22 protein-coding genes and 2 tRNA genes are annotated in these 23,945 nt (G+C 68.3%); 10 read left to right on the top strand and 14 right to left on the bottom strand.

From position 1 onward, the window contains the following. Nucleotides 1-15 precede the first annotated feature (15 nt). A complete protein-coding gene (locus ACTCB7_RS12405; RefSeq protein ID WP_224415186.1) occupies nucleotides 16-1,395 on the top strand; it encodes a glutamine synthetase family protein in 1,380 nt (459 codons plus the stop codon). Nucleotides 1,396-1,452: 57 nt separating this feature from the next. Here the strand turns inward: ACTCB7_RS12405 and ACTCB7_RS12400 are convergent, their stop codons facing one another. The 14 genes from ACTCB7_RS12400 to hemA form a co-directional block, all read right to left on the bottom strand. After that, complete coding sequence (locus ACTCB7_RS12400) at nucleotides 1,453-2,010, bottom strand: glycine zipper 2TM domain-containing protein (protein ID WP_224415187.1); 558 nt, start codon at nucleotides 2,008-2,010, stop codon at nucleotides 1,453-1,455. Between the two features lie 208 nt (nucleotides 2,011-2,218). Beyond that, nucleotides 2,219-3,511, bottom strand: a complete 1,293-nt coding sequence (locus tag ACTCB7_RS12395; RefSeq protein WP_463006906.1) for an NAD(P)/FAD-dependent oxidoreductase — start codon at nucleotides 3,509-3,511, stop codon at nucleotides 2,219-2,221. Nucleotides 3,512-3,570: 59 nt separating this feature from the next. Further along, the gene (locus tag ACTCB7_RS12390) at nucleotides 3,571-4,644 is read right to left on the bottom strand and encodes a polyamine ABC transporter substrate-binding protein (RefSeq protein ID WP_463006905.1); all 1,074 of its coding nucleotides are present in this window, start codon (nucleotides 4,642-4,644) and stop codon (nucleotides 3,571-3,573) included. 30 nt (nucleotides 4,645-4,674) lie between these two features. Beyond that, nucleotides 4,675-6,039: a glutamine synthetase family protein gene (locus ACTCB7_RS12385; protein ID WP_163649910.1), complete on the bottom strand. Its 1,365-nt coding sequence runs from the start codon at nucleotides 6,037-6,039 to the stop codon at nucleotides 4,675-4,677. 65 nt (nucleotides 6,040-6,104) lie between these two features. Then, a complete protein-coding gene (locus tag ACTCB7_RS12380; protein ID WP_463006904.1) occupies nucleotides 6,105-7,169 on the bottom strand; it encodes an ABC transporter substrate-binding protein in 1,065 nt (354 codons plus the stop codon). Nucleotides 7,170-7,208: 39 nt separating this feature from the next. Continuing rightward, entirely contained in the window at nucleotides 7,209-8,006 is a 798-nt protein-coding gene (locus tag ACTCB7_RS12375) for an ABC transporter permease (protein WP_163649912.1), read from the bottom strand. Further along, complete coding sequence (locus tag ACTCB7_RS12370) at nucleotides 8,003-8,923, bottom strand: ABC transporter permease (protein ID WP_163649913.1); 921 nt, start codon at nucleotides 8,921-8,923, stop codon at nucleotides 8,003-8,005. Before ACTCB7_RS12370 ends, ACTCB7_RS12375 begins: the two co-directional genes overlap by 4 nt. 10 nt (nucleotides 8,924-8,933) lie before the next feature. Next, complete coding sequence (locus ACTCB7_RS12365) at nucleotides 8,934-10,064, bottom strand: ABC transporter ATP-binding protein (RefSeq protein WP_163649914.1); 1,131 nt, start codon at nucleotides 10,062-10,064, stop codon at nucleotides 8,934-8,936. A 74-nt stretch (nucleotides 10,065-10,138) separates the two neighbouring features. After that, a complete protein-coding gene (locus ACTCB7_RS12360) occupies nucleotides 10,139-11,428 on the bottom strand; it encodes an NAD(P)/FAD-dependent oxidoreductase (RefSeq protein WP_463006903.1) in 1,290 nt (429 codons plus the stop codon). 162 nt (nucleotides 11,429-11,590) lie between these two features. Further along, nucleotides 11,591-12,340: a HesA/MoeB/ThiF family protein gene (locus tag ACTCB7_RS12355; protein ID WP_463006902.1), complete on the bottom strand. Its 750-nt coding sequence runs from the start codon at nucleotides 12,338-12,340 to the stop codon at nucleotides 11,591-11,593. A 23-nt stretch (nucleotides 12,341-12,363) separates the two neighbouring features. Beyond that, nucleotides 12,364-12,864, bottom strand: coding sequence for an Lrp/AsnC ligand binding domain-containing protein (locus ACTCB7_RS12350; RefSeq protein WP_163649917.1), 501 nt, complete (start codon nucleotides 12,862-12,864; stop codon nucleotides 12,364-12,366). Nucleotides 12,865-13,035: 171 nt separating this feature from the next. Next, nucleotides 13,036-13,890, bottom strand: coding sequence for a peptide chain release factor N(5)-glutamine methyltransferase (gene prmC, locus ACTCB7_RS12345; RefSeq protein ID WP_224415197.1), 855 nt, complete (start codon nucleotides 13,888-13,890; stop codon nucleotides 13,036-13,038). After that, nucleotides 13,890-14,975: a peptide chain release factor 1 gene (prfA, locus tag ACTCB7_RS12340; protein WP_224415198.1), complete on the bottom strand. Its 1,086-nt coding sequence runs from the start codon at nucleotides 14,973-14,975 to the stop codon at nucleotides 13,890-13,892. Before prfA ends, prmC begins: the two co-directional genes overlap by 1 nt. 8 nt (nucleotides 14,976-14,983) lie before the next feature. Further along, a complete protein-coding gene (gene hemA, locus ACTCB7_RS12335) occupies nucleotides 14,984-16,258 on the bottom strand; it encodes a glutamyl-tRNA reductase (RefSeq protein ID WP_224415199.1) in 1,275 nt (424 codons plus the stop codon). Between the two features lie 334 nt (nucleotides 16,259-16,592). On the opposite strand from hemA, the gene ACTCB7_RS12330 reads away from it, so the two are divergent. The 9 genes from ACTCB7_RS12330 to ACTCB7_RS12290 all read left to right on the top strand — a co-directional run bounded on the left by ACTCB7_RS12330 (nucleotide 16,593) and on the right by ACTCB7_RS12290 (nucleotide 23,890). Then, nucleotides 16,593-18,311: a tetratricopeptide repeat protein gene (locus tag ACTCB7_RS12330; RefSeq protein WP_224415200.1), complete on the top strand. Its 1,719-nt coding sequence runs from the start codon at nucleotides 16,593-16,595 to the stop codon at nucleotides 18,309-18,311. Nucleotides 18,312-18,314: 3 nt separating this feature from the next. Further along, entirely contained in the window at nucleotides 18,315-18,926 is a 612-nt protein-coding gene (gene lolB, locus ACTCB7_RS12325) for a lipoprotein insertase outer membrane protein LolB (RefSeq protein ID WP_224415201.1), read from the top strand. After that, nucleotides 18,923-19,774 (top strand): 4-(cytidine 5'-diphospho)-2-C-methyl-D-erythritol kinase, encoded by an 852-nt coding sequence (gene ispE, locus ACTCB7_RS12320; protein WP_224415202.1) that lies wholly within the window; start codon nucleotides 18,923-18,925, stop codon nucleotides 19,772-19,774. Before lolB ends, ispE begins: the two co-directional genes overlap by 4 nt. Nucleotides 19,775-19,845: 71 nt before the next feature. Further along, nucleotides 19,846-19,920: transfer RNA gene (locus tag ACTCB7_RS12315), tRNA-Gln, on the top strand. 66 nt (nucleotides 19,921-19,986) lie between these two features. Continuing rightward, entirely contained in the window at nucleotides 19,987-20,928 is a 942-nt protein-coding gene (locus ACTCB7_RS12310; RefSeq protein WP_224415203.1) for a ribose-phosphate pyrophosphokinase, read from the top strand. A gap of 115 nt (nucleotides 20,929-21,043) precedes the next feature. Next, the gene (locus tag ACTCB7_RS12305) at nucleotides 21,044-21,694 is read left to right on the top strand and encodes a 50S ribosomal protein L25/general stress protein Ctc (protein WP_463006901.1); all 651 of its coding nucleotides are present in this window, start codon (nucleotides 21,044-21,046) and stop codon (nucleotides 21,692-21,694) included. Between the two features lie 42 nt (nucleotides 21,695-21,736). Beyond that, entirely contained in the window at nucleotides 21,737-22,321 is a 585-nt protein-coding gene (gene pth / locus ACTCB7_RS12300; RefSeq protein WP_463006900.1) for an aminoacyl-tRNA hydrolase, read from the top strand. Between the two features lie 173 nt (nucleotides 22,322-22,494). Further along, complete coding sequence (gene ychF, locus ACTCB7_RS12295) at nucleotides 22,495-23,586, top strand: redox-regulated ATPase YchF (RefSeq protein WP_463006899.1); 1,092 nt, start codon at nucleotides 22,495-22,497, stop codon at nucleotides 23,584-23,586. A 227-nt stretch (nucleotides 23,587-23,813) separates the two neighbouring features. After that, nucleotides 23,814-23,890, top strand: a tRNA-Met gene (locus tag ACTCB7_RS12290). The last annotated feature ends 55 nt before the right edge of the window (nucleotides 23,891-23,945 follow it).

The raw sequence follows: 23,945 nt of genomic DNA, 5'->3' as shown, positions 1-23,945 counted from the left end.
CAGAGGAAACCGATCATGTCGTCCGCCACCGACCCGGCCGAGGCGCGCGCCTTCCTTGAACAGCATCCGGACATCGAGACGGTGGACCTGCTGATCAGCGACATGAACGGCGTGCTGCGTGGCAAGCGCATCCCGCGGGACAACCTGCGCAAGGCCTATCGTCACGGCATCAACCTGCCGGCGTCGATCTTCGCGCTCGACATCAACGGCAACACCATCGAGGAAACCGGGCTGGGCCTGGCGTCCGGCGACAGCGACCGGGTCTGCCGGCCGATTCCCGGCACGCTGATGACCACACCCTGGCTGCGCGACGGCCGCCAGGCCCAGCTGCTGATGACCATGGAGGAGCGCGACGGCTCGCCCTTCTTTGCCGACCCGCGCCAGCTGCTGCGCCGGCAACTGGCACGCTTTCGCGAACAGGGACTGACACCGGTGGTCGCCCTGGAACTGGAGTTCTACCTGGTCGATAGACGCCGCGACGATGGCGGCCTGGCCCGGCCGCCGCTGTCGCCCGGCACCGGCGAGCGCGCCACCCAGAGCCAGCTCTACTCGATCAATGAACTGGACGACTACGCCGACTTCCTGGAGGAAATCCAGCAGGCCGCCCAGGCGCAGGGGCTGCCGCTGGACACCGCGCTGAAGGAGTGCGCCCCCGGGCAGTTCGAGATCAATCTGCTGCACAGTAACGACGCCCTGTTCGCCGCCGACAGCGCGGTGCTGCTCAAGCGCCTGATCCGGGGGGTCGCCCTCAACCACGGCTTCGAGGCCACCTTCATGGCCAAGCCCTACGGCGACGAAGCCGGCAGCGGCGCTCATGTGCATGTCAGCCTCGTCGACGATACCGGGCACAATGTGTTCGCCAGCGACGACGAGACGCCGCTGGGCACGGCGCTGCTGCGTCATGCTGTGGGTGGCCTGCTGGAATTGATGCCGGCCTCGATGGCGCTCTTCGCCCCCAACCTCAACGCCTTCCGCCGCTTCCAGCCCGGGCTCTACGTGCCCATGGCGCCCGCCTGGGGCTATGACAACCGCTCGGTCGCGGTACGCATCCCCTCCGGTCCCAATAGTGCCCGGCGTCTGGAGCACCGGGTCGCCGGAGCCGACGTCAACCCCTACCTGCTGGTGGCGACCCTGCTCGCCTCGATCCAGCACGGCCTGGAGCACCGCTGCGAACCGGGCGGGCCCATCGAGGGCAACGCCTACGAACAACTCCCGCCGACGCTCACCAACAGCTGGCAGAAGGCTCTCGACCTGCTGGGGGCCTGCGCACCGCTGGCCGAGCGTCTGGGTCGCGAGTTTCTACACGTCTACCTGGCCAATCGCCAGGCCGAGCGCGACGAAGCCATGCGCACGGTCAGTCCGCTGGAATACGAGTGGTATCTGAGGAACGTTTGATACTGGCAGGCGACGCCCGCCGGCCTGGCGGGCGCCACTCAGGAGAGACTCGCTACCTCAGCCGGCCGAATCGACCACCTCGGCCTTCCACTGCGGGTGCCCATCGATCAGCGGCACCTGCTGGCGTTCGGGCGCCTCGTCCAGGCGCGTGCGGTAGGACTGGCCGTCGACGCGGTACTCGACGTCATAGCCGACCACCTTTTCCTGAGTATCGTTGACCTCATGACAGCGCCGTTCGGTCGTGGTGTAGGTATCGCCCTGCTGCATGCGCCCCTGCACCTCGCGACCGGCGAAGCCGCCCGCCACGGCCCCGGCGGCGGTCATCAGCTTCTTGCCGGTGCCGCCGCCGACCTGGTTGCCCAACACACCGCCGACGATGGCACCGACGGCCGTACCGGCGATGCGGTTGGCGTCCTTCACCGGACGGCGGTGGGTCACCGCCACGTCCTTGCAGACCTGGCGCGGTGACGCGACGCTCTCGGTCACCTTGTCGACCTGGGTCACCTGGGCGAAACGCGGCCCCTGATCGGCCCCCTGGATCTGATAGGCACCGAAGGCCAGGCCGCCCAGGCCGAGTACCGACAGCGTGGTACCGATGATGATGGATTTGTTCATGTCGCCTCCTTTGCATATGGGCTGACGTCATTGTCATGGCCGTGACGCCCACTCCTTGCAGGAGCGGAACTCACGACAACCGATCAGGCGTCTGCGGAAGGCGATGTGCGCACGGCACCGGGCTCGACGGTGCCGCCGCGACAAGACAGGTAAAGCGTACCTCGAAACCGGTTATCGAACAACGTTTTCTTACTTGCCGGCCGCGGCCTCAACGACCCAGTGCATCACGCATCCGGTAGTACCAGGCACCCAGGCGGGTGAGCGGTACCCGCAGCATGCGCCCGCCGGGGAACGGCAGGTGCGGAATCCCGGCGAAGGCGTCGAAGCGCTCGCCGTGCCCGGCCATGACCTCGGCGATCAGGCGCCCGGCCAGATGGGAGCAGGTCACGCCATGCCCGGAGTAGCCCTGGGCGTAGTAGACGTTGGCGTTGAGACGTCCGAACTGGGGCAGGCGATTCATGGTCAGCAGGAAGGTCCCGCCCCAGGCGTAGTCGATCGCCACGCCCCGGAGCTGCGGGAAGGTCGTCTCCAGCTTGGGCCGGATCGCGCCCTCGATGCTGGCCGGGTCCTGGCCACCGTAGTTCACGCCGCCGCCGTAGATCAGCCGCCGGTCGGCCGACAGCCGATAGTAGTCGAGCAGGTAGTTGCCATCCTCGACGGCCCGGTCGGTGGGCAGGATCTCGCGGGCACTAGCCTCGTCGAGCGGCGCGGTGGCGACCACCTGGGTACTGGCGGGCATCGACCTGCCCTCCAGCGGCGGTAGCAGCCCCGTCATGTAGGCGTTGCCGGCCAGCACCACCCGATCGGCGACGACCCTGCCCTGCGGTGTGTGCAGACGCACCGGCTCGCCGTGCTCGATGCGCGTCACCGGCGTGTGCTCGTGGATCACCCCGCCCAGCGACTCCAGCGCCGCCGCCTCGCCGAGCACCAGGTTGAGCGGATGCAGGTGGCCGCCGGAATGGTCCAGCAGCGCGCCCACGTAGCGCTCACTGCCGATCTCGCGCCGGTAGGCCCTGCCCTCGAGCAGCTCGAGCCGATCGTTGCCGTAGCGCTCCCAGAGCGCCTGGTGCTCGACCAGCGCCTGGAACTGCCGGGCGTTGCAGGCCGCGAACAGGTTGCCCTCCTTGAGATCGCAGGCGATGCCGTAGTGCGCGATGCGCTCGCGGATGATGCGGTTGCCCTCGAAGGCCATGTCGCCCAGCGCGCGGGCCGTGTCGGCGCCGTAGCGCGACTCGATGACATCCATGTCGCGGCTGTAGCTGTTGACGATCTGCCCGCCGTTGCGCCCCGAGGCGCCGAAGCCGACCCGGGTCGCCTCGAGCACCACCACGCGCCGCCCCTGCTCGGCCAGGTGCAGGGCGGCGGAGATCCCGGTGAAGCCGGCCCCCACCACGCAGACATCGCAGCGGGTCTCGCCCGCCAGCGCCGGGCGCTCGGGAGCGGGATTGGCGGAAGCGGCGTAGTAGGACGCGACGTGGTCGGTAGCGGCGGATGCCGGCATGGCAAGTCTCCAGAAAGCACAGGATGAGTGATGGCGAAACGCGAACGGGCGTGACGCCTTCAGCGACTCAACGCCTCGGACCAGAGCTGCTGAAGCCACTGCAGCTGCTTGCCCTGGACCGACGGGGCGAAGTGCAGGGCCTGCCGCGCCTCGGTATCGGGCATCACCGGGGGCCGGCGCAGCACGTCGTCGACCTGCTCGAGCGCCGCCGCATTGGGCGTGGTGTAGTAGTTGTAATTGGCCAGCCGGGCGGCCACCGCCGGCTTCAGCATGTAACGCACGAAGGCCCGCGCGGCCTCGGGGTGCGGCGCCCGGGCGGGGATCGCCATGACGTCGACCCAGCGCTGCGAGCCCTCGCGGGGGATGAAGAAGCCGATCTTGCCATAGACGTCGGGGTTTTCCGCCTGCTTCGAGGCCAGGTCGCCATTGTAGGCGATCCCCGCCTGGATCACGCCGCGCGCGAGTTGCTCGATGGTCGCCGTGGCATCGACGAAGCCCACGAAGTTGTCGCGATGGCGGGTCTCGATCACCTGCCTGGCGGCCTTCTTCCAGGGCTCCTGACCGACACAGTCGAAGCCCTCGCCGAGGTAGGCGCAGGCCGTGCCGAAGGTGAACTGGGCATCGCCCTTGAGCAGCGCGAACGGCTGGTCGGGGTTGACCTCGGGATCGTAGAGCAGCGACCAGCTCGGCTCGGGGTCCGGCCAGATCTCGGTGTTGTAGACGATGCCGGTGGTGCCCCACAGGTAGGGCACGGTATAGCGCCCCTCGGGATCATAGGCCGGCTTGCGGAACTCCTCGAGGATCGCCTCGCGGCCGGCCAGACTCTGCCCTTCCGGAGCCAGCGGCTGTACCAGCCCGGCCTGGATCAGCCGCGGCATGAAGTAGCCGGAGGGCACGATCACGTCATACTGCGAATCGCCGCCGGCGTTGAGCTTGGCGAACAGCTCGGCGTTGGAGTTGTAGTAGTTCTGCACCACCTCGATGCCGGTTTCCTGCTCGAAGTCGGCGATGATCGCGGGGTCCATGTAGTCCGACCAGTTGAACAGGTTGAGCTGCTGCCCGGCCGCCATCGCCGGCAGCGTCATGCCCAGCAGCCCCATCCCCAGCAATCCCTTCCAGCCGTAACCTTGCATGCCTGTCTCCTTGTATTGTTATACGTTGCGTCACACCCGCAGCAGCAGGTGTTCGCGTTCCCAGGAACTGATTACCCCGAAATACGCCGAGTGCTCGGCCCGCTTGACCGCCAGATAACTGTTGGTAAAGCGTTCACCGAGCAGGTCCGACAATGGCCCGCATTCGCGCAGCGCGGCCAGTGCCGGGCCGATGTCGTCGGGCAGCTTGTGGCCGGCCGACCAGGCCGAGCCGACCATCGGCGGGCGCGGGTCGATCTGGGCGAGCATGCCCAGATAGCCGCAGGCCAGCGAGGCGGCCATCGCCAGATAGGGGTTGGCGTCGGCGCCGCCCAGCCGATTCTCGACGCGGGTCGCCTCGGCCGCCCCCACCGGCACACGCAGCCCCACCGTACGATTGTCGAAGCCCCACTCGATGTTGATCGGTGCCGAACCGCTGCTCTCGCTGCGCATCAGCCGGCGGTAGGAGTTGACGTTGGGGGCGAAGAACGGCATGGCCGCCGGCAGGTATTCCTGCAGCCCGCCGATGTAATGATGGAACAGCCGGCTGGGCTCGTCGCCCTCGCCGGCGAACAGGTTCCGGCCGCTCTCGATCGCCACCAGGCTCTGGTGGATGTGCATGGAACTGCCCGGCTCGTTGGCCATCGGCTTGGCCATGAAGGTGGCATACATGCCGTGGCGCAGCGCCACCTCGCGCAGGGTACGCTTGAAGATCACCACCTGGTCGGCCAGCGTGAGCGGGTCGCCGTGCTGGAAGTTGACCTCCATCTGGCCGGCGCCTTCCTCGTGGATCAGCGTATCCAGGTCCAGATTCATGGCTTCGCAGTAGTCGTACATCTCCTCGAACAGCGGGTCGAACTCGTTGACCGCATCGATCGAGAACGACTGGCGACTGCTCTCCTGACGGCCGCTGCGACCGATCGGCGGCTCCAGCGGGTAGTCGGAGTCGGTGTTGGTCTTGACCAGATAGAACTCCACCTCGGGGGCCACCACCGGCCGCCAGCCACGGGCCGCGTAGAGCCCCAGCACGCGCTTGAGCACGCTGCGCGGCGACAGCTCCACCGGCTCGCCGGTCAGGTAGTAGCAGTCATGGATGATCTGCGCGGTGGGGTCGTCGGCCCAGGGCACCAGATAGACGGCACCGGGATCGGGTACCAGCTCCATGTCCCGCTCGGCGGGGTTCCAGAAGCGGATGTCCTCGTCGTCCGGGTAGCCGCCGGTGACGGTCTGGATGAAGATCGAGTCGGGCAGACGCGGCCGCCCGCCGTTGAGGTACTTGCCGGCGGGCATGATCTTGCCCTTGAGAATCCCGGTCAGGTCGCTGACCAGGCACTCCACTTCGGTGATGCCATGCGCATGGAACCATTCACTGAGTTCATGGCCGTTACGCTCGCTCATCGGAATATCCTTGCTCGAAAGGCCGGTACCGGCCGCGACGACCCGGGTCGCCGCGGCGGGACACGTCAGCGGGATTGCACTTCGGTCCACAGCTGGTTGAAGGTCTGCAGCTTGTCGCCCTCGAGGCTCGGCGTGAAGTGCAGCTTGTCGATGTCGCTCTCGGCGGGCGTCACCGGCGGCTCGGTCAGCACCTTGTCGAGGTAGGGCGTGGCGGCCGCATTGGGGCTCGAATAGTAGTTGTAGTTGGACAGCTGGGCGCCGATCTCGGGATCGAGGATGAAGTTGATGAACTTGTGGGCCAGGTCCGGGTGCGGGGCCTGGGCCGGGATCATCATCGAGTCGACCCAGAGCTCGGTCCCCTCGTCGGGAATCATGAACTTGATGTTCTTGAAGGTGTCCGGGTTCTCTTCCTTGTAGAAGAGATAGTCGCCGTTGTAGGAGAGCGAGACGTGGGTCACCCCGCGGGCGAGCTGCTGCAGCGCCGGAGTGCCGTCGACGAAGCCGCTGAAGTTGCCGCGCTGCTTGGTCTTGAGCAGCAGCCTGGCGCTCTCCTTCCAGGCGTCGAGGTCGGTGCAGTCGTAGCCGTGGCCCAGGTAGGCGCAGGCGGCGCCCATGCTCACCTGACCGTCGCCCATCATGGCGAACGGATAGCTGGGGTTGACCTCGGGATCGAACAGCAGCGACCAGCTCCTGGGCGCGTCGGGGAAGGTCTCGGCGTTGTAGACGATGCCGGTGACACCGTACTGGTAGGCGGCGGTGTAGTCGCTGCCCGGGTCGTAGGCCGTGTCGCGGAACTTGTCCATGATGTTGTCGAAGTTGGGAAGCTTCGACTTGTCGAGCTTCTGCACCATGCCGGTCTGGATCAGCCGCGGCACATAGTAGTTGGAGGGCACGATGATGTCGTACTGGGAGACGCCGCCGGCCTTGAGCTTGGCGAACATCTCGGGCAGCGAGTTGAAGTAGTTCTGCACCACCTCGACGTCGTACTTGTCCTCGAAGGCCTGGATGATCGCCGGGTCCATGTACTGCGTCCAGTTGAACAGGTACAGCTTCTCCGACGCCGCCTGGGCGCCGCCGGCCAGCAGGAGACCGCCCAGGGCGGTCACGAGACGCGTCTTGATTGTTGTCATGGTGTCGCTCTCTCCTCGGGTTTCAGGGTCAGCGGACGCTCAGCGGCGCCGCGGTCGGTTGAACAGCAGGCTGACCAGCGCCGCCAGCAGCACGGCGCCGATCATCAGCGAGGCGATGGCGTTGATCTCCGGCGTCACGCCCTTCTTGATCGCTCCCCAGATGTAGATCGGCAGCGTGGCGCTTTCCGGGCCGGCGGTGAAGAAGCTGATCACGAAGTCATCGATCGACAGCGTGAACGACAGGAAGAATGCCGAGATCAGCGCCGGCTTGAGCGTGGGGATCAGGAAATGCAGGGCCCGCTTGAACGGCGAGGCGTAGAGGTCCTTGGCCGCCTCGAACAGCGTCGGATCGAGCCCCACGAACCGCGAATAGACGATCAGCGCCACGAAAGGAATCTGGAAGGTGACATGGGCGATGATCATGGTGCCCAGCCCCGGCTCGAGCAGCCCGGTCGCGCGGTTGATCTGCACGAAGAAGGCCATCTCGGAGATGCCGAAGACGATGTCCGGCAGCACGATCGGCAGGTAGATCAGCACGATCAGCCAGCCCAGCCGGCGATGCCGGTGACGATACATGCCATAGCCGATCAGGCAGCCGATCACCAGGGCGATCACCGAGGAGACGATCGCCAGGATCAGGCTGTTGCGAAACGCCGAGAGAATCTGCGCGTTGCCCAGCAGCTGGTGGTACCAGCGCAGCGAGACATCGGCGAAATGCGCGGCGCTGTTCACCGAGTTGAAGGAGAACAGCACCACCACCGCCAGCGGCAGATAAAGAAAGACGAGCGTCAGCCACCAGAAGCCGGCCAGCCCGCGAGCGAGGGTGCGCCGTCTCATATCACCACCTCCTCGCCGCCGCCCAGGCGCCGGCCGATGCGGCGCATGGCGTAGAGGCCGACGAAGGTGGCCAGCAGCATGAGGATCGCCCCGGCGGCGCCCAGCGGCCAGTTGGAGCCCCCCGAGAACTGACGGGCCACCAGGTTGCCGAGCATCATGCTCTTGCCGCCGCCCAGCAGCTCGGGAATCACGTACATGCCGAACGCCGGGATCGCCACCAGCACGGTGCCCGCCAGCAGCCCGGGCAGGGTCTGCGGGAACACCGCATGCCGGAAGGCGCGTACCGGCGAGGCGTAGAGATCCTGAGCGGCCTGCACCTGGGCGACGTCGAGCTTCTCGAAGGCGGCGTAGAGCGGCAGCACCATGAACGGCAGGAAGTTGTAGACCAGCCCCAGGGTCACCGCGAAGTCGGAGGGGTACAGGCCCATGTGCGGACCGATCAGGCCCAGCGACTCGGCCAGGTCGGAGAGCGGCGTGCCCGGCGCCAGCAGGTTCATCCAGCCGAAGGTACGGATCACCTGGTTGGTCCAGGAGGGTACCACCACCGCCAGCAGCATCAGTGGCCGCCATCGCTCGCGACAGGTGGTGATGTAGTAGGCCAGCGGGTAGGCAACGACGACCACCAGCGCTGTGGAGACCACGGTCTGCCACAGCGAGCGCAACAGAGTGTAGAGATTGCCCGGGCTCCAGCCCAGGAAGCCGAATCCGGCGAGCTGCCGGAAGGCATCCAGCGACAGCGGCATCTCCGGCAGGCCGTAGGGGCCGTTGGTCATGAAGGCCACCGCCATCAGGTAGAGGCTGGGCAGGACCAGGAAGACCGTGATCCAGGCGGCCCCCGGCGTCACGCTGAACAGCAGATGCCGGGTCTCGCCGACCACCGCGCGCCGCCGCGACGCCGTCAGGGACGATTCCACCATGATGCCCTCCTCAGGCCGCGACCCGGACCAGGTCTTCGGGACAGACGCCGATGACCACCCGGTCACCGATCTCGTGCATGCGCTGCCCCAGGTTGCTGGCCACGACCATCAGCGGCTGGCCGTTGACCGTCACTCGATACTCGATGCGGCTGCCCCGGTAGAGGCGCTCCTCGACGGTGCCCTCGAGCCGGTTGTAGCCCTCCGGCAGCGCGTCGTCGAGCACCAGGGTCTCGGGGCGGATCAGCAGCCAGCCGTCCGACTCGGCGCGCCGCTCGGCGGGGGCGAGCCGCAGCCAGCCCAGCCGGGTCTCCACCCGGTCGCCGTCGACCGCGGTGATGGCGACCAGGTTGTCGTGGCCCATGAAGCGCGCCACGAAGGCGTTGGCCGGATGCTCGTAGACCTCGCTGGGCGTGCCCACCTGCTGGATGACCCCGCCGTCGAGCACGGCGATGCGATCCGACATCACCATCGCCTCGTCCTGATCGTGGGTGACGAACACGAAGGTCATGCCCAGGCGTTTCTGCAGGCGCTGCAGCTCGACCTGAAGCTGGCTGCGCAGCCCCGCATCGAGCGCCGACAGGGGTTCGTCGAGCAGCAGTACGTCGGGCTCGCAGACCAGCGCCCGGGCCAGGGCGATACGCTGCTTCTGGCCACCCGAGAGCTGGTCGACGCGCCGCTCGACCAGCGAGCCGAGCTGGATGAACTCCGCCACCTCGGCCACCTTGCGCTCGCGCTCGGCGGCCGATTCGCCCCGCATACGCAGGCCGAAGGCCAGGTTGTCGCGCACCGACAGGTGGGGAAACAGGGCGTAGGACTGGAAGACGGTATTGACGCTGCGCCGGTGCGGCGGGGTGTCGGTGACGTCGCGGCCGCCAATCCACAGCCGGCCGGCGTTGGGCTCCTCGAGCCCGGCGAGAATCCGCAGCAACGTGGTCTTGCCGCAGCCGGACGGCCCCAGCAGGGTGAAGAACTCCCCCGCCTCGATGGTCAGGTCGACGCCATCGAGTGCCACGGTGTCCCTGCCGAACCGCTTGTGCAGTCCCTCGAGGCGTATCGATGAAGCCGCGCGCGGCGGAGCACCGCCATCGGCCGCGGCCGTTTCCGCCGCCGCTCGGGTGACCGCCGGGGTCGAATCACTCATCGCACTACTCCCCTTGTTGTTGTCGGACTGTCACGATGCCGTCGCCGGTGCCGCTGGAGAGGCCACGGCCCGGTTCAGAGTCGATCGCGCAACTTGTAGAAGCTGGTCGCCAGCACCAGCAGCGGCATGCGCAGCCACTCGCCGCCCGGAAAGGCATGGTGCGGCATGGCGGCGAAGTGCTCGAAACGCTCGCCTCGCCCCTCGATGGCGTCGGCCAGCAGCTGCCCGGCCAGCCCGGCCAGCGCCATGCCGTGGCCCGAATAGCCTTGAGCGTAGAACAGGTTGCCGTCGAGGCAGCCGAAGTCGGGCGCCCGGTTGCGGGTGATGGCCACATCGCCCCCCCAGCGGTAGTCGATGCGCACGCCCTCGAGCGCCGGGAACAGCCGGGCGATCTTGGCGTCCATGCGGGCCTGAAGGCCGCGCGGTTCACGGCCGTTGTAGCTCACCTCCCCGCCGTAGATCAGCCGGCGATCCGCGGAAAGTCGATAGTAGTCGAGCACGAAATTGGCGTCGGACAGCGCATCGTTGCGCGGCAGGACCCGGGCCGTTTGGGCGTCGCTGAGCGGCTCGGTGGCGACGATGTAGTTGGCGGCGCGCATGATGCGCCCGGAGAGCTCCGGCACCAGCCCGTGCTGGTAGGCATTGGCGGCCAGTACCACGACATCCGCGCTGACGCTCCCCTGCGGCGTGCGCACGCGAGCCGGCTCACCACGCTCGATGGCAACGGCGGGACTGTGTTCGTGGATGATGACGCCGGCATCCTGGGCGGCTCGCGCCAGTCCCAGCGTGTAGTTGAGCGGATGAAGGTGGCCGCCCTCGGCGTCGTGAAGCGCGGCCGGATAGGCATCGGTGACCACATGCTCGCGCAGCGCCTCGCCCTCGAGCAGTGACAGCGCCGAATAGCCGTAGCGTTCCGCCAGGGTGTCGCGGAACTCGCGCAGCTCGCGCACGTGGCGCGGCTTGACCGCGGCGTGCAGATAGCCCCAGCTCAGGTCGCAGGGAATGGCGTGTCGTTCGACGAGCGAAGCGGTCAGACGCACCGCCTCGCGGCTCATCTCCCAGACGGCCCGCGCGCGCTCGCGCCCCAGGGCCTTCTCGATCACGCCGATGTCGGTGCCCAGCCCGGGCAGGATCTGACCGCCGCTGCGCCCCGAGGCGCCATAGCCGATCTCGCCGGCCTCGAGCAGCACCACGCGGTGGCCGCGCTCGGCCAGATGCAGCGCCGCCGAACAGCCGGTGACGCCACCGCCGATCACGCACACGTCGGCCTGGGTATCGCCGTCCAGAGCAGGTGCCGGCGCGAGGCTGACCGCCACACTGGCGTTATAGTAGGAATCAGGGCGTCGCAAGGCGGCGGCAGTCATCGCGAGTATCCCGGTAGGTCGGCCATCCCGTTGGCCTGATTATTGTTGAATTTCTTTTACCAGGCGGTATCAATACCGCAGCAATTGACGCCTAGTCTGACACCACCAAGACGTCGAATGTCAAGTATTCAATAACAGAGCATGGCCCTGCACCGGCGGGTCTCAGCGCCCGCCGCAGTCCGGACAGGCGGGGTCGCGCGCGACATTGAAGTGGCGCCATTCCCCCCGCAGACCATCGAAGGTGGACAACCCCCGGTGCACGCGGCCCGCCCCGCTGAGCAGCTTGACCGCCTCGAGCGCCTGAAAGGTGCCGATGAGGCCCACCAGCGGCCCCGCCACGCCGCTTTCCGCGCAGCGCAGCTCTTCCTCCTCGCCCGCCTCGGGGGGATAGAGGCAGGCATAGCAGGGCGAGTCCGCGCGGCGCGGGTCGAACACCGCCAGCTGCCCGGAGAAGCGGATCGCCGCCCCCGATACCAGCGGTCGCCCGGCGGCCAGACAGGCCCGGTTGATGGCGTAGCGGCTGGCGAAGCGGTCCGTGCAGTCGAGCACCACATCGGCCTCGGCCACCGCCGCGTGCAGCGTTTCCCCGTCGAGATGGTGGTCCAGGGCGCGCACCTCGCAATGGGGATTGAGCCGCTGCACCGCCGCGGCGGCGGACTCGGCCTTGTTGCGCCCGACATCCGCCTCGCCGTGGGCGATCTGGCGCTGCAGGTTGGTCAGGTCGACGCGGTCGGCGTCCGCCAGGGTCAGCCGCCCCACGCCGGCCGCGGCCAGGTAGAGGGCCACGGGCGAGCCCAGCCCGCCGGCACCGACCACCAGGGCATGTCCGGCCAGCAGCCGTTCCTGCCCGGCGATGTCGATGGCATCGAGCATGATATGGCGGCTGTAGCGCAGCAGGGATTCATCGTTCATGGCAGGGGCACCAGGCTGGGTGGCTATTTCTCGTCGAGTTGCTCGAGCTCGGGGACATGCAGGACGAACTCTTCCTTGACCTCCTCCATCACCACGTAGCTCTTCGATTCCTTGACCCCGGGCAGGGTCAGCACCACGTCGCCGAGCAGCTGGCGATAGGCGGACATCTCCGGAATCCGGCACTTGAGGATGTAGTCGAACTGACCGGAGACCAGATGGCACTCCTGGATCTGCGGCAGCTTGGCCACCGCCCGGCGAAACTCGTCGAAGACCGTCGGCGACTGGGTTTCCAGGCAGATCTCGACGAACACCAGCAGGTTGGCCTTGAGCGCCCGCGGATCGAGCACGGCCCGATAGCCGCGGATGATGCCGGCCCGCTCCAGGCGCTTGACGCGCTCCAGGCAGGGCGTGGTGGACAGGCCGACCTGCGATGCCAGGTCGACATAGGAGATACGGGCGTTTTCCTGCAGGCAGCGCAGGATATTGAGGTCGATACGGTCCAGCGATCGGGTCTTGGCTTTCATTGTTGGGTCGATTCCCCGCTGCCAACCGGCAGAATGATCATCTGAATTTGCCGCCCGGCAGGGCAGCCGGCGGCAAATACATCACACGAAAGGACATGAGGGCAGCCGAATTCACCATGCCGGCACACGGCCGCCACACACTCATATCACATTCCCGGGAAGGGGGGCCAGTCACGCCCCGTCGACGGATCCCGGCCAGCGCCCCTCGGTCACTCGAGGCAGCCCGGCCAGATCGGCATGCGTGTGAACCGTCGCGAAGCCGGCGGCCCGGAACGCCTCGCGCAGCCACTCGTCCTGCGCCATGCCGTGCTCCAGCAGCAGGCGTCCGCCGGCCAGCAGATGGCCGCGGGCCGTGTCGATCAGGTGCAGGAGATCCGCCCGCCCCCGGTCCTCGGCAACCAGCGCCGAAGCCGGCTCGAAGCGCACGTCGCCGCGCGCCAGGTGGGGGTCGTCGACGGCCAGGTAGGGCGGATTGGCCACGATCAGCGCAAAGCGTCGCCCGGCCAGGGCGTCGAACCAGTGGCTCTCGTGAAAGGCCGCATTCAAGATGCCCAACCGCTCGGCGTTGCGCCGCGCCAGGGCCACGGCCGCCGGGACCCGGTCGACCCCGGTAACCTCCCAGCCCGGTCGCTCGCTGGCCAATGCCAGGGCGATCGCGCCGCTGCCGGTGCCGAGGTCGAGCACCGCCGCCGACTCGGGCGTGTCGCCGGCCAGCGCCGCCTCGACCAGGGTTTCCGTGTCGGGACGCGGGATCAGCGTGGTCGCCTCGGTCAGCAGGGGCAGCCCCCAGAACTCGCGTTCCCCGGTCAGGTAGGCCACCGGCTGCCCGCCGTCGCGCGCCGCCACCAGGGCCTCGAAGCGCGCCCGCTCGAAGCCGTCGAGCTCGCGGTCGCCCCAGGTATACAGCCAGGTCCGGTCGCGCCCCAGCACGTGGGCCAGCAGCACCTCGGCATCGAGGCGCGGCGTCGGCGAACCGGCCGCCGTCAGGCGTGTCGTGGCCGCGGCCAGCAGGCGGTCGATGCGCATCAGGCGTCCTGCAGGCTGGCCAGCCGCTCGGCCTGGTACTCGTTGACCAGCGGCCCGATCACCTCGTCCAGCTCGCCGGCCATCACCTCGCCCAGCTTGTAGAGCGTCAGGTTGATGCGGTGATCGGTGATCCGGCCCTGGGGGAAGTTGTAGGTGCGGATGCGCTCGCTGCGATCTCCCGAGCCGACCAGCGACTTGCGAGCATCGGCCTGCTGGCGGCGCTGGCTGTCCACCGCCTCCTGCTTGAGCCGCGCGGCGAGCAGCGCCATCGCCTTGGCGCGGTTCTTGTGCTGGCTGCGCTCCTCCTGGCACTCCACCACCAGGCCGCTGGGCAGGTGGGTGATGCGGATCGCCGAGTCGGTGGTATTGACGTGCTGGCCGCCGGCGCCGCTGGAGCGGAAGGTGTCGACGCGCAGGTCGTTGGCGTCGATGTCGATGTCGCCGACCGCCTCGACCTCGGGCATCACCGCCACCGTGCAGGCCGAGGTGTGGATGCGCCCCTGGGACTCGGTGGCCGGCACCCGCTGCACGCGGTGCGCCCCGGACTCGAACTTGAGCCGGGCGTAGACGCCCTCGCCGCGCACCCGGGCGATGATCTCCTTGTAGCCGCCCTGCTCGCCGTGGCTGGCGCTGACCACCTCGACCTTCCAGCCGACCTTCTCGGCATGGCGCGAGTACATGCGGAACAGGTCGCCGGCGAACAGCGCCGCCTCGTCGCCGCCGGTGCCGGCACGGATCTCCAGGAAGACGTTGCGGTGGTCGTCGGGGTCCTTCGGCACCAGCAGCTGCTTGAGCCGGGCATCCAGCGACGCCAGCCGCTCGCGCCCGTCCTGCAGCTCGGTCTCGGCCATCTCGCGCATCTCGGCGTCGCTGTCATCGCACAGCTGCTCGGCCTCGGCGATATCCGCCTCCGTGCCCCGGTAGGCCTGCCACGCCTCGACCAGCGGCTCGAGCTCGGCATACTCGCGGGAATAGTCGCGAAAGCGCGCCTGATCCCCGATCACCTCGGGGTCCGCCAACAAGGCGGCCAGCTCCTCGAAACGGTCCTGAAGGCTTTCCAGACGGTGGCGCAATGACGCTTTCATGCAGTGTCCTATTCCGGGTCCTGGGAGGGCGCGGCGGGGTCGAGCAGCAGGCTTTCGGCCGCCTGGATGAGGTCGTGTCGCTCGGCACCGGAGGCCTCGCGCAGGCGCAGGGTCGGCCCGTGCAGCAGGCGATTGGTGAGCTGCTGGCTGAGCCGGCGCAGGACCTTCTCCGGGTCGCCGCCCCGCGCCAGCTGGGCCAGCGCCTGGGCCTCGGCGGCCTGGCGCTGCGCCTCGCCCTGCTCGCGGTAGCGGCGGATCAGGTCGCCCGCGCCCCGCACCCGGCGCTCGTGAAGCCACTGCCCCACGCCCTGGTCGATCAGCTCCTCGGCCTGACGGGCCGCGACCTGGCGGTGCCGGCGGTTCTCCTCGATCACTTCGTGAAGATTGTCGACGGTATAGAGGAAGACATCGTCGAGCTCGCCCACCTGGGGCTCGATGTCCCGCGGCACGGCGATGTCGACCATGAAGATCGGGCGATGACGACGCACCTTGAGCGCCCGCTCGACCATGCCCTTGCCGAGAATCGGCAGCGGGGCCGCCGTGGAGGTGATGACGATGTCGGCCTGCTCCAGGGCACGCGGGATCTCGCCCAGGGCGATGGCCTCGGCGCCGAACTCGCCGGCCAGCTGCTCGGCCCGCTCGCGGGTGCGGTTGGCCACGGTCAGCTCCCGCACGCCCGCTTCATGGAGGTGGCGCGCGACCAGCTCGATGGTCTCGCCGGCCCCCACCAGCAGCGCCCGGGAACGCGAGAAGTCGTCGAAGATGCGGCTCGCCAGGCTGACCGCGGCATAGGCCACCGACACCGGGTTCTCGCCGATGCCGGTCTCGGTGCGCACCTGCTTGGCCACCGCGAAGGTGTGCTGGAACAACCGCTCGAGCTCGCCACCCAGCCCCTTGACCTGGCGCGCCTGCTGGTAGGCATCCTTGATCTGGCCGAGGATCTGCGGCTCGCCCAGCACCATCGAGTCCAGCCCCGAGGCGACACGCATCAGATGCCGGGCCGCGGCGTCGTCGAGGTAGTGGTAGGCGCAGCGCATCAGTGATTCGACCGGCAGGCCGTGAAAGCCACCGAGCCACTCCAGCAGCGGCCGCTCGCCCTGCGACTGAATGACGCAGTAGAGTTCGGTGCGATTGCAGGTCGAGAGCACCGCGGCTTCGTCGACCACCGGCAACGCCTTGAGCTGCGCCAGGGCGGCTTCCAGCTGCTCGGGCGTGAAGGCGACCTGTTCGCGTACCGCCACGTCCGCGGTCTTGTGATTGATTCCCAGAGCGAGAAGGGTCATTGCAGTCAGGGTCGTTGAGTCCTAGGCGATCGAGAACACCCCGGGTCGGACGGCAGGAGCCACACGGGCTCACGGCACGACCTGGCGGCGCGGTCATGCGGCATGACCTTGAGTGACTGGCCGTTTTCGGCGCCCCAGTCTATCACAGCACGCCCCGACATGGGGACGCGCCCGGCGACACGCAACCCCCGACGCCCCCACCCGGCCCGCCACGACTTTGCCCGCCCCCGGCGAACCGGTATGCTGACAGCTCGGCCCGGCCCTGCCGGCAGGGAGGCGTTCCGGGGCCCCCGGGGAAGGCCCGCGACGAGCGGTTCACGACATAGAGGACGGCATGCACGCACGCTGGCTTGTGACGACACTGACCGCCACCTGGCTGGCGGGCTGCCAGACCCTTTCACCGCCCCCGCCGGCGGATCCCATGGCCTCGGCCCCGCCCGTGGAATCGGGGCTGGACGCCGCGGGCCTGACCACCCTGATCAGCGCCGAGCTGGCCGGCCAGCGGGGTGATTTCGCCCGCGCCACCCGGGGCTACCTGGACGCCGCGCAACGCTATCACTCCGCGGCCCTGGCCGAGCGCGCCACCCTCGCCGCCCGCTACACCGACGACCGCGACCTGCTCGAGCAGGCCGCGCGCCGCTGGCAGTCGCTGGCGCCGGACGCCGAGGCGCCCGCCCGCCTGCTCGCCGGCCTGGCCATGGAACGCGGCGACTGGCTGGACAGCCTGAACCAGCGCCTGACCCTGGCGGCACGTGGCGGCCAGGGGGATCTCACCGGCTTCGCCGAGACCGCCATCGAGCAGAACGTCGCCCCGGCCCCGCTGATCGCACGCCTGCAGGACTTCCTCGCCGAGTACGACGACCAGCCGCAGGCGCAACTGGCCACGGCCCTGCTGGAGGCCGCCGGCGGCGACACCCGGCGCGCCGAGACCCGTCTGTCGCGACTCGCCGAGCGCCATCCCGAGCTCCCGGGGCTGTGGCTGGCCCGCACGCGCCTCGCCCTGCAGGAAGACCGCTACGCCGCCGCCCGCGACGCCGCCCGTCGCGGGCTCGAGGCGGCGCCCGACGACAGCCGCCTGACCCTGCTGCTGGCCCAGGCGCAGCTGCGCCTGGGCAACGTCGACGCCGCCGAGTCGCGCATCGACACGCTGCTCGAGCGCCATGCCGACGCCCCGCAACTGCGCCTGGCCCTGGCCCGCCTGTACCTCGAGGAGGGCTACCCGGCCCCGGCCAAGCGCCTGCTGCTGCCGCTCATCGAACAGGACGACGCCTCGCCGGCGGCCTTCATCCTGCTGGGCATGATCGCCGAGACCGAAGGCGAGGTGGACAATGCCCTGCTCTACTATCGCCAGGTCCCGCCCGGCGACGGCTTCCTCGACGCCCGCCGGCGGGCCGCGCAGATGCTGGCCGAGCACGACCGGCTGCCCGACGCCCGGACCTTCCTGCACGTCGAACGCCTGCGACATCCCGAGTCCTACGGCGAGCTGGCGGCGATCGAGGTCCAGCTGCTGAGCGAGCATCACCAGGAGACCGAGGCCGACGCCCTGCTCGACCGCGCCCTGAAGCGTCGTCCCGACGACACGCAACTGCGCTTCATGCGCGGCATGCGCCGCTACCAGCAGGGCGACATCGCCGGCATGGAGAGCGACCTGCGCCGCATCCTCGAGCAGCAGCCCGAGGACGCCGCAGCCCTCAACGCCCTGGGCTACACCCTGCTCGACGAGACCGAGCGTCTCGACGAGGCGCGCCCGCTGATCGAGAAGGCCTACCGCCTTGCGCCCGACAATCCGGCGGTCATCGACAGCATGGGCTGGCTGCAGTACAAGCTCGGCCGGCCGCAGCAGGCGCTGGTGCACCTGCGCGAGGCCTATCGGCGCCAGCCCGACCAGGAGATCGCCGCCCACCTGGCGGAAGTGCTGTGGCAACAGGGCCGGCGCGCGGAGGCCCGCCGCCTGGTGGCCGAGGCCCTCGAACGCTTCGACTCGCGGCCCCAGATCGAGGCGCTGATCCAGCGCATCCCGGCCCTCGCACCCACCCATGCCCGACCGGAGTGACCCATGCGATCTCTCGCCTTTCCCGCCCTGCTGCTCGCCCTGCTGACGCTGGCGGGCTGCGCCAGCCAGGCCCCGTCGCCGGAACAGCCCCGCGAGCGCGGCGACTGGGACGCCCAGAAGGCCCGGCTGGAAGCCTTCGACCACTGGCGCCTGGCCGGCAAGGTCGGCCTGCGCACGCCCGACGACGCCACCAGCGCCAATCTGGACTGGGTCCAGCGCGCCTCGCGCTACCACATGCTGATCAGCGGCCCCTTCGGCAGCGGTCGCAGCGTCCTCGAGGGCGGCCCCGACGGGGTCGTGCTGACCACCGGCAAGGGCCGTTTCACCGCCGACACCCCGGAACGGCTGATGGAACAGCAGCTCGGCTGGTCGCTGCCCGTCTCGGCGCTCGACGACTGGGTGCGCGGCCTGCCGGCGCCGATCGTCGCGCACCGCCTGACCCGCGACGACCGGGGCTTTCCCCTGCAGCTGCACCAGGCCGGCTGGACCATCGACTACCGTGACTGGACCCGCGCCGGCGGCCTGTGGCTGCCCAGCCGCGTGGTGATGACCTTTCCCGGGCTGCGCGCCACCCTGGTGGTCAAGGAATGGCATCCGAATCCGGAGTCCTCATGACGTCACTGAGCCTGCCGGCGCCGGCCAAGCTCAATCGCCTGCTGCACATCACCGGGCGCCGCGCCGACGGCTACCACGAGCTGCAGACGCTGTTCCAGCTGCTCGACACCGGCGACACCCTGCATTTCACGCCCCGTGACGACGGCCGCATCACCCTCTCGCCGGCCGTGCCCGGCGTGGCCCACGCGGACAACCTGGTGGTACGTGCCGCCACCCTGCTGCAACAGGCCAGCGGCTGTCGCCGCGGCGCCGACATCCGCCTCGACAAGCGCCTGCCGATGGGCGGCGGGCTGGGCGGCGGAAGCTCCAACGCGGCGACCACCCTGCTGGGGCTCGACCGGCTCTGGGGGCTGGGGCTCGACCTCGACGACCTGGCCGGTCTGGGCCTGACGCTGGGCGCCGATGTGCCGGTCTTCGTGCGCGGCCGCTCCGCCTGGGCCGAGGGCATCGGCGAGCGCCTCGTCCCGGTGTCCCTCGACGCCGGCTGGTTCGTGGTCATTCACCCCGGCGTCGCGGTGTCCACGCCGGCGGTGTTTCAGGCGCCCGAATTGACACGTGACACCCCCCCCATTACCATGGCGCGCGCATTGCAGGAGGGGCCGATCGCCTGGCGCAACGACTGCCAGCCGACCGTTCGCGCGCTATACCCGGCCGTGGGCGAGGCACTCGACTGGCTGTCGCACCATGCACCGAGCCTGCTGACCGGCACCGGCGCCTGCGTGTTCTGCCATTTGACGCAGGAATCCGAGGCCGATAGGATACTGTCCCGTGTCGGCGAGGGCTGGCAGGCCTTCAAGGCTCGCGGCTGCGACACCTCACCCCTCCATCGGGCGCTGGGCCTGCTCTGAACGGCTTGCCGGCGCTACCGTGGTTGCAATCGCGACCCGATGTCGCGACGAGTTCGGGAAATCATGACTACTGGGGTATAGCCAAGTGGTAAGGCAGCGGTTTCTGGTACCGCCATTCCCAGGTTCGAATCCTGGTACCCCAGCCATTCCTTCCGAACGCGACCGCACAATCCCGCTCCTGAGATCCCCCAAGACTCCAAAGGTGGCTGCGCGTGTCTAAATTGATGGTTTTCGCCGGGAACGCCAATCCCGAACTCGCCCGCAAGGTAGCCGAGGCCCTCGACAATCGGCTGGGCCACGCCACGGTCGGCCAGTTCAGCGACGGCGAGATCGCGGTCGAGATCAACGAGAACGTTCGCGGCAAGGACGTCTTCATCCTGCAGTCCACCTGCGCCCCGACCAACGACAACCTGATGGAACTGATCCTCATGGTGGACGCCCTGCGTCGCGCGTCCGCCACCCGGATCACCGCTGTGGTGCCCTACTTCGGCTACGCCCGTCAGGATCGCCGGGTGCGCTCCGCCCGCGTGCCGATCTCCGCCAAGGTGGTCGCCGACATGATGGTCAAGGCCGGTGTCGACCGGGTGATGACCATGGACCTGCACGCCGACCAGATCCAGGGCTTCTTCGACGTGCCGGTGGACAACGTCTACGGCTCGCCGATCCTGCTCGACGACATCGAGCGCCAGAACTACGACGACCTGGTGGTGGTCTCGCCGGACGTCGGCGGCGTGGTGCGGGCTCGCGCCATCGCCAAGCAGCTCAACGCCGACCTGGCGATCATCGACAAGCGTCGCCCGCAGGCCAACCAGGCCCAGGTCATGCACATCATCGGCGACATCGACGACCGCACCTGCGTGGTGGTCGACGACATGGTCGACACCGCCGGTACCCTGTGCAAGGCCGCCGAGGCGCTCAAGGATCACGGCGCCCGTCGCGTCGTCGCCTACGCCACGCACCCGATCCTGTCGGGCCCGGCCGTCGACAACATCAGCGGCTCGGTACTTGACGAACTCGTCGTGGCCGATACCATTCCGCTTTCCGAACCGGCGCGCCGCAGCGGCAAGATTCGCCAGCTGTCGGTGGCCGGGCTGATCGCCGAGGCCATCCGCCGGGTCAGCAACGAGGAATCCGTGAGCGCGATGTTCCACTGAGCGCTTGCATCGGGGCATTTCGCCCCGGAACGTGCGCCGTGAGGCGCTGATCGGAAACGGCATCGTCTGGTCGCGGGCGATGCCGCTTCCTTATTTCGACCCCGAGAGGTTAACCATGTCCGACTATCAACTGACCGCCAACGTTCGAACCGACCTGGGGAAAGGTGCGAGCCGCCGCCTGCGTCGCGAGAACCAGCAAGTCGCCGCCATCATCTACGGCGGCGAGAAGGCCCCGCAGCCGATCACTATCGACAAGCCGGCCTTCTACAAGGCGCTCGAAGAGGAAGCCTTCTTCTCCTCGATCATCAGCATCGACGTCGACGGCACCCAGGAGCAGGTCGTCATCCGTGACCTGCAGCGCCATCCGTACAAGGCGCTGATCACCCACGCCGACTTCCTGCGTGTCGACGCCACCCACGCCATGACCCTGAACGTCCCGCTGCACGTGCTGGGCGAGGAAGAGTGCAAGGGCATCAAGGAAGACGGCGGCGTGCTCCACGTGCTGGCCACCGAAGTCCAGATCAGCTGCCTGCCGAAGGACCTGCCGGAGTACCTCGAGGTCGACATCAGCGGCCTGGGCCTGGGCGAGACCCTGCACCTGTCCGACCTCCAGCTGCCGGCCGGCGTGACCCTGGTCGAGCTGAGCCACGGCGAGTCTCACGACGCCGGTGTGGTCAGCATCACCCGCCCGACCCGCGGCACCACCGCGGATGAAGGCAGCGACGAGGAAGCCGCCGAAGGCGAAGAAGGCCAGTCCGAAGAGTAAGACGTCGGACGCCTGGCAACCACCCGCGAGACAAGGCCCCGCATGAGTCCAGTGAAAGCGATCATCGGCCTGGGCAATCCCGGCCCCGAGTACGCCGACACCCGTCACAATGCGGGCGCCTGGCTGGTGGAAGCCATCGCGCGCGACAGCCACGCGCCGCTGCGCATGGAGAAGAAGTTCCTCGGCCAGTACGCCAAGGTCCACTTCGCCGGTCGGGATGTGCATCTGCTCAACCCGACCACCTTCATGAATCGCAGCGGCGCCGCTGTCGCCGCGCTCTGCCAGTTCTTCAAGCTCTCCCCCGATGAACTGCTCGTCGCCCACGACGAGCTCGACATCGCCCCCGGCACCGCCCGCTACAAGACCGGCGGCGGTCACGGCGGCCACAACGGCCTGCGCGACACCATCAGCGCGCTGGGCAACTGCAGGGACTTCCACCGCCTGCGCATCGGCATCGGCCACCCCGGCAACGCCAGGCAGGTCACCAACTACGTGCTGGGTCGCCCCGGCAAGGCCGAGCGTCAGGCCATCGACGCCGCCCTCGACGAATGCCTCGCCACCCTGCCCGACGCCCTCGCCGGCGACTGGGCCCGAGCCATGAACCGGCTGCACAGTTTCACGCCGTAGCCCGTAGCCCGTAGCCCGTAGCCCGTAGCCCGTACCCCGTAGCCCGTAGCCCGTAGCCCGTAGCCCGTAGCCCGTAGCCCGTAGCCCGTAGCTGAGAGTATGGCCCCCGCCCGCGGTGTCCCGTAGAATGCCCGCCATTCGTTCACTCGCTCTTCTCATCGTCAGGAACACCCATGGGATTCAACTGCGGCATCGTCGGCTTGCCCAACGTCGGCAAGTCCACGCTCTTCAATGCGCTCACCAAGTCCGGCATCGACGCCGAGAACTTCCCCTTCTGCACCATCGAGCCCAACACCGGCATCGTGCCGATGCCCGATCCGCGGCTCGACAAGCTCGCCGAGATCGTCAAGCCCGAGAAGGTCGTGCCCACCACCATGGAATTCGTCGACATCGCCGGTCTGGTGGCGGGCGCCTCCAAGGGTGAAGGCTTGGGCAACCAGTTCCTCGCCAACATCCGCGAGACCGACGCCATCGCCCATGTGGTGCGCTGCTTCGACAACGACAACGTCATTCACGTGGCCAACCAGGTCGACCCGCGGGCCGATATCGAGACCATCAACCTGGAGCTGGCGCTGGCCGATCTGGACAGCGTCGAGCGCGCCATCCAGCGCCTGACCCGAGTGGTCAAGGGCGGCGACAAGGAAGCGATCGCCACCAAGGCGATTCTCGAGCGCATCCAGCCGCACCTGGCCGAGGGGCTGCCGCTGCGCAGCGTCGGCCTGTCCGATGACGAGAAGCGCCAGCTCAAGAGCTACGGCTTCCTGACGCTCAAGCCAACCATGTACATCGCCAACGTCAACGAGGACGGCTTCGAGAACAACCCGCACCTCGACACGGTTCACGAGATCGCCGCCGAGGAAGGCGCCGTGGTGGTGCCGGTCTGCAACCAGCTGGAGGCCGAAATCGCCGAGCTGGAGGACGAGGAGCGGGCGATGTTCCTCGACGAGATGGGCATGGAGGAGCCGGGACTCGACCGGGTGATTCGTGCCGGCTACCACCTTCTCGGCCTGCAGACCTACTTCACCGCGGGCGTCAAGGAAGTCCGCGCCTGGACGGTCAAGGTCGGCGCCACCGCCCCGCAGGCCGCTGGCGTCATCCACACCGACTTCGAGAAGGGCTTCATCCGCGCCGAAGTGGTCGCCTACGACGACTTCGTCACGCTGGGTGGCGAGTCCGGGGCCAAGGAAGCCGGCAAGTGGCGCCTGGAAGGCAAGGACTACATCGTCGCCGATGGCGATGTCATCCACTTCCGCTTCAACGTCTGACTGATCTCGTCGGAAAGTACCATGGCGCTCGGGGCTGACCTGTCGACAAGCTTGCGATGAGGCGCCATGAATACATCCTTGTAGGCTACCGACGCCCTCCCTGGCGTCGGACCTCCTCCGCAGCTTGTCCCCAGGGCCCCTTGGGATCAGACAGGCGCCGTCTTCCAGTCAGTGCGATATTCCTTGACAGCTCAGTATCTTGAGCGTAATATTCGCCCTCGTTGAACGGCTACGTAGCTCAGCTGGTTAGAGCACATCACTCATAATGATGGGGTCCCCTGTTCGAATCAGGGCGTAGCCACCAGAATACGCGAAGGGCCCGTCGGTTTTGCCGACGGGCCCTTTTCGTGTTGCGTGGA

This window comes from Modicisalibacter sp. (assembly GCF_055145905.1).
This window is presented reverse-complemented; position numbering and strand designations above follow the sequence as displayed.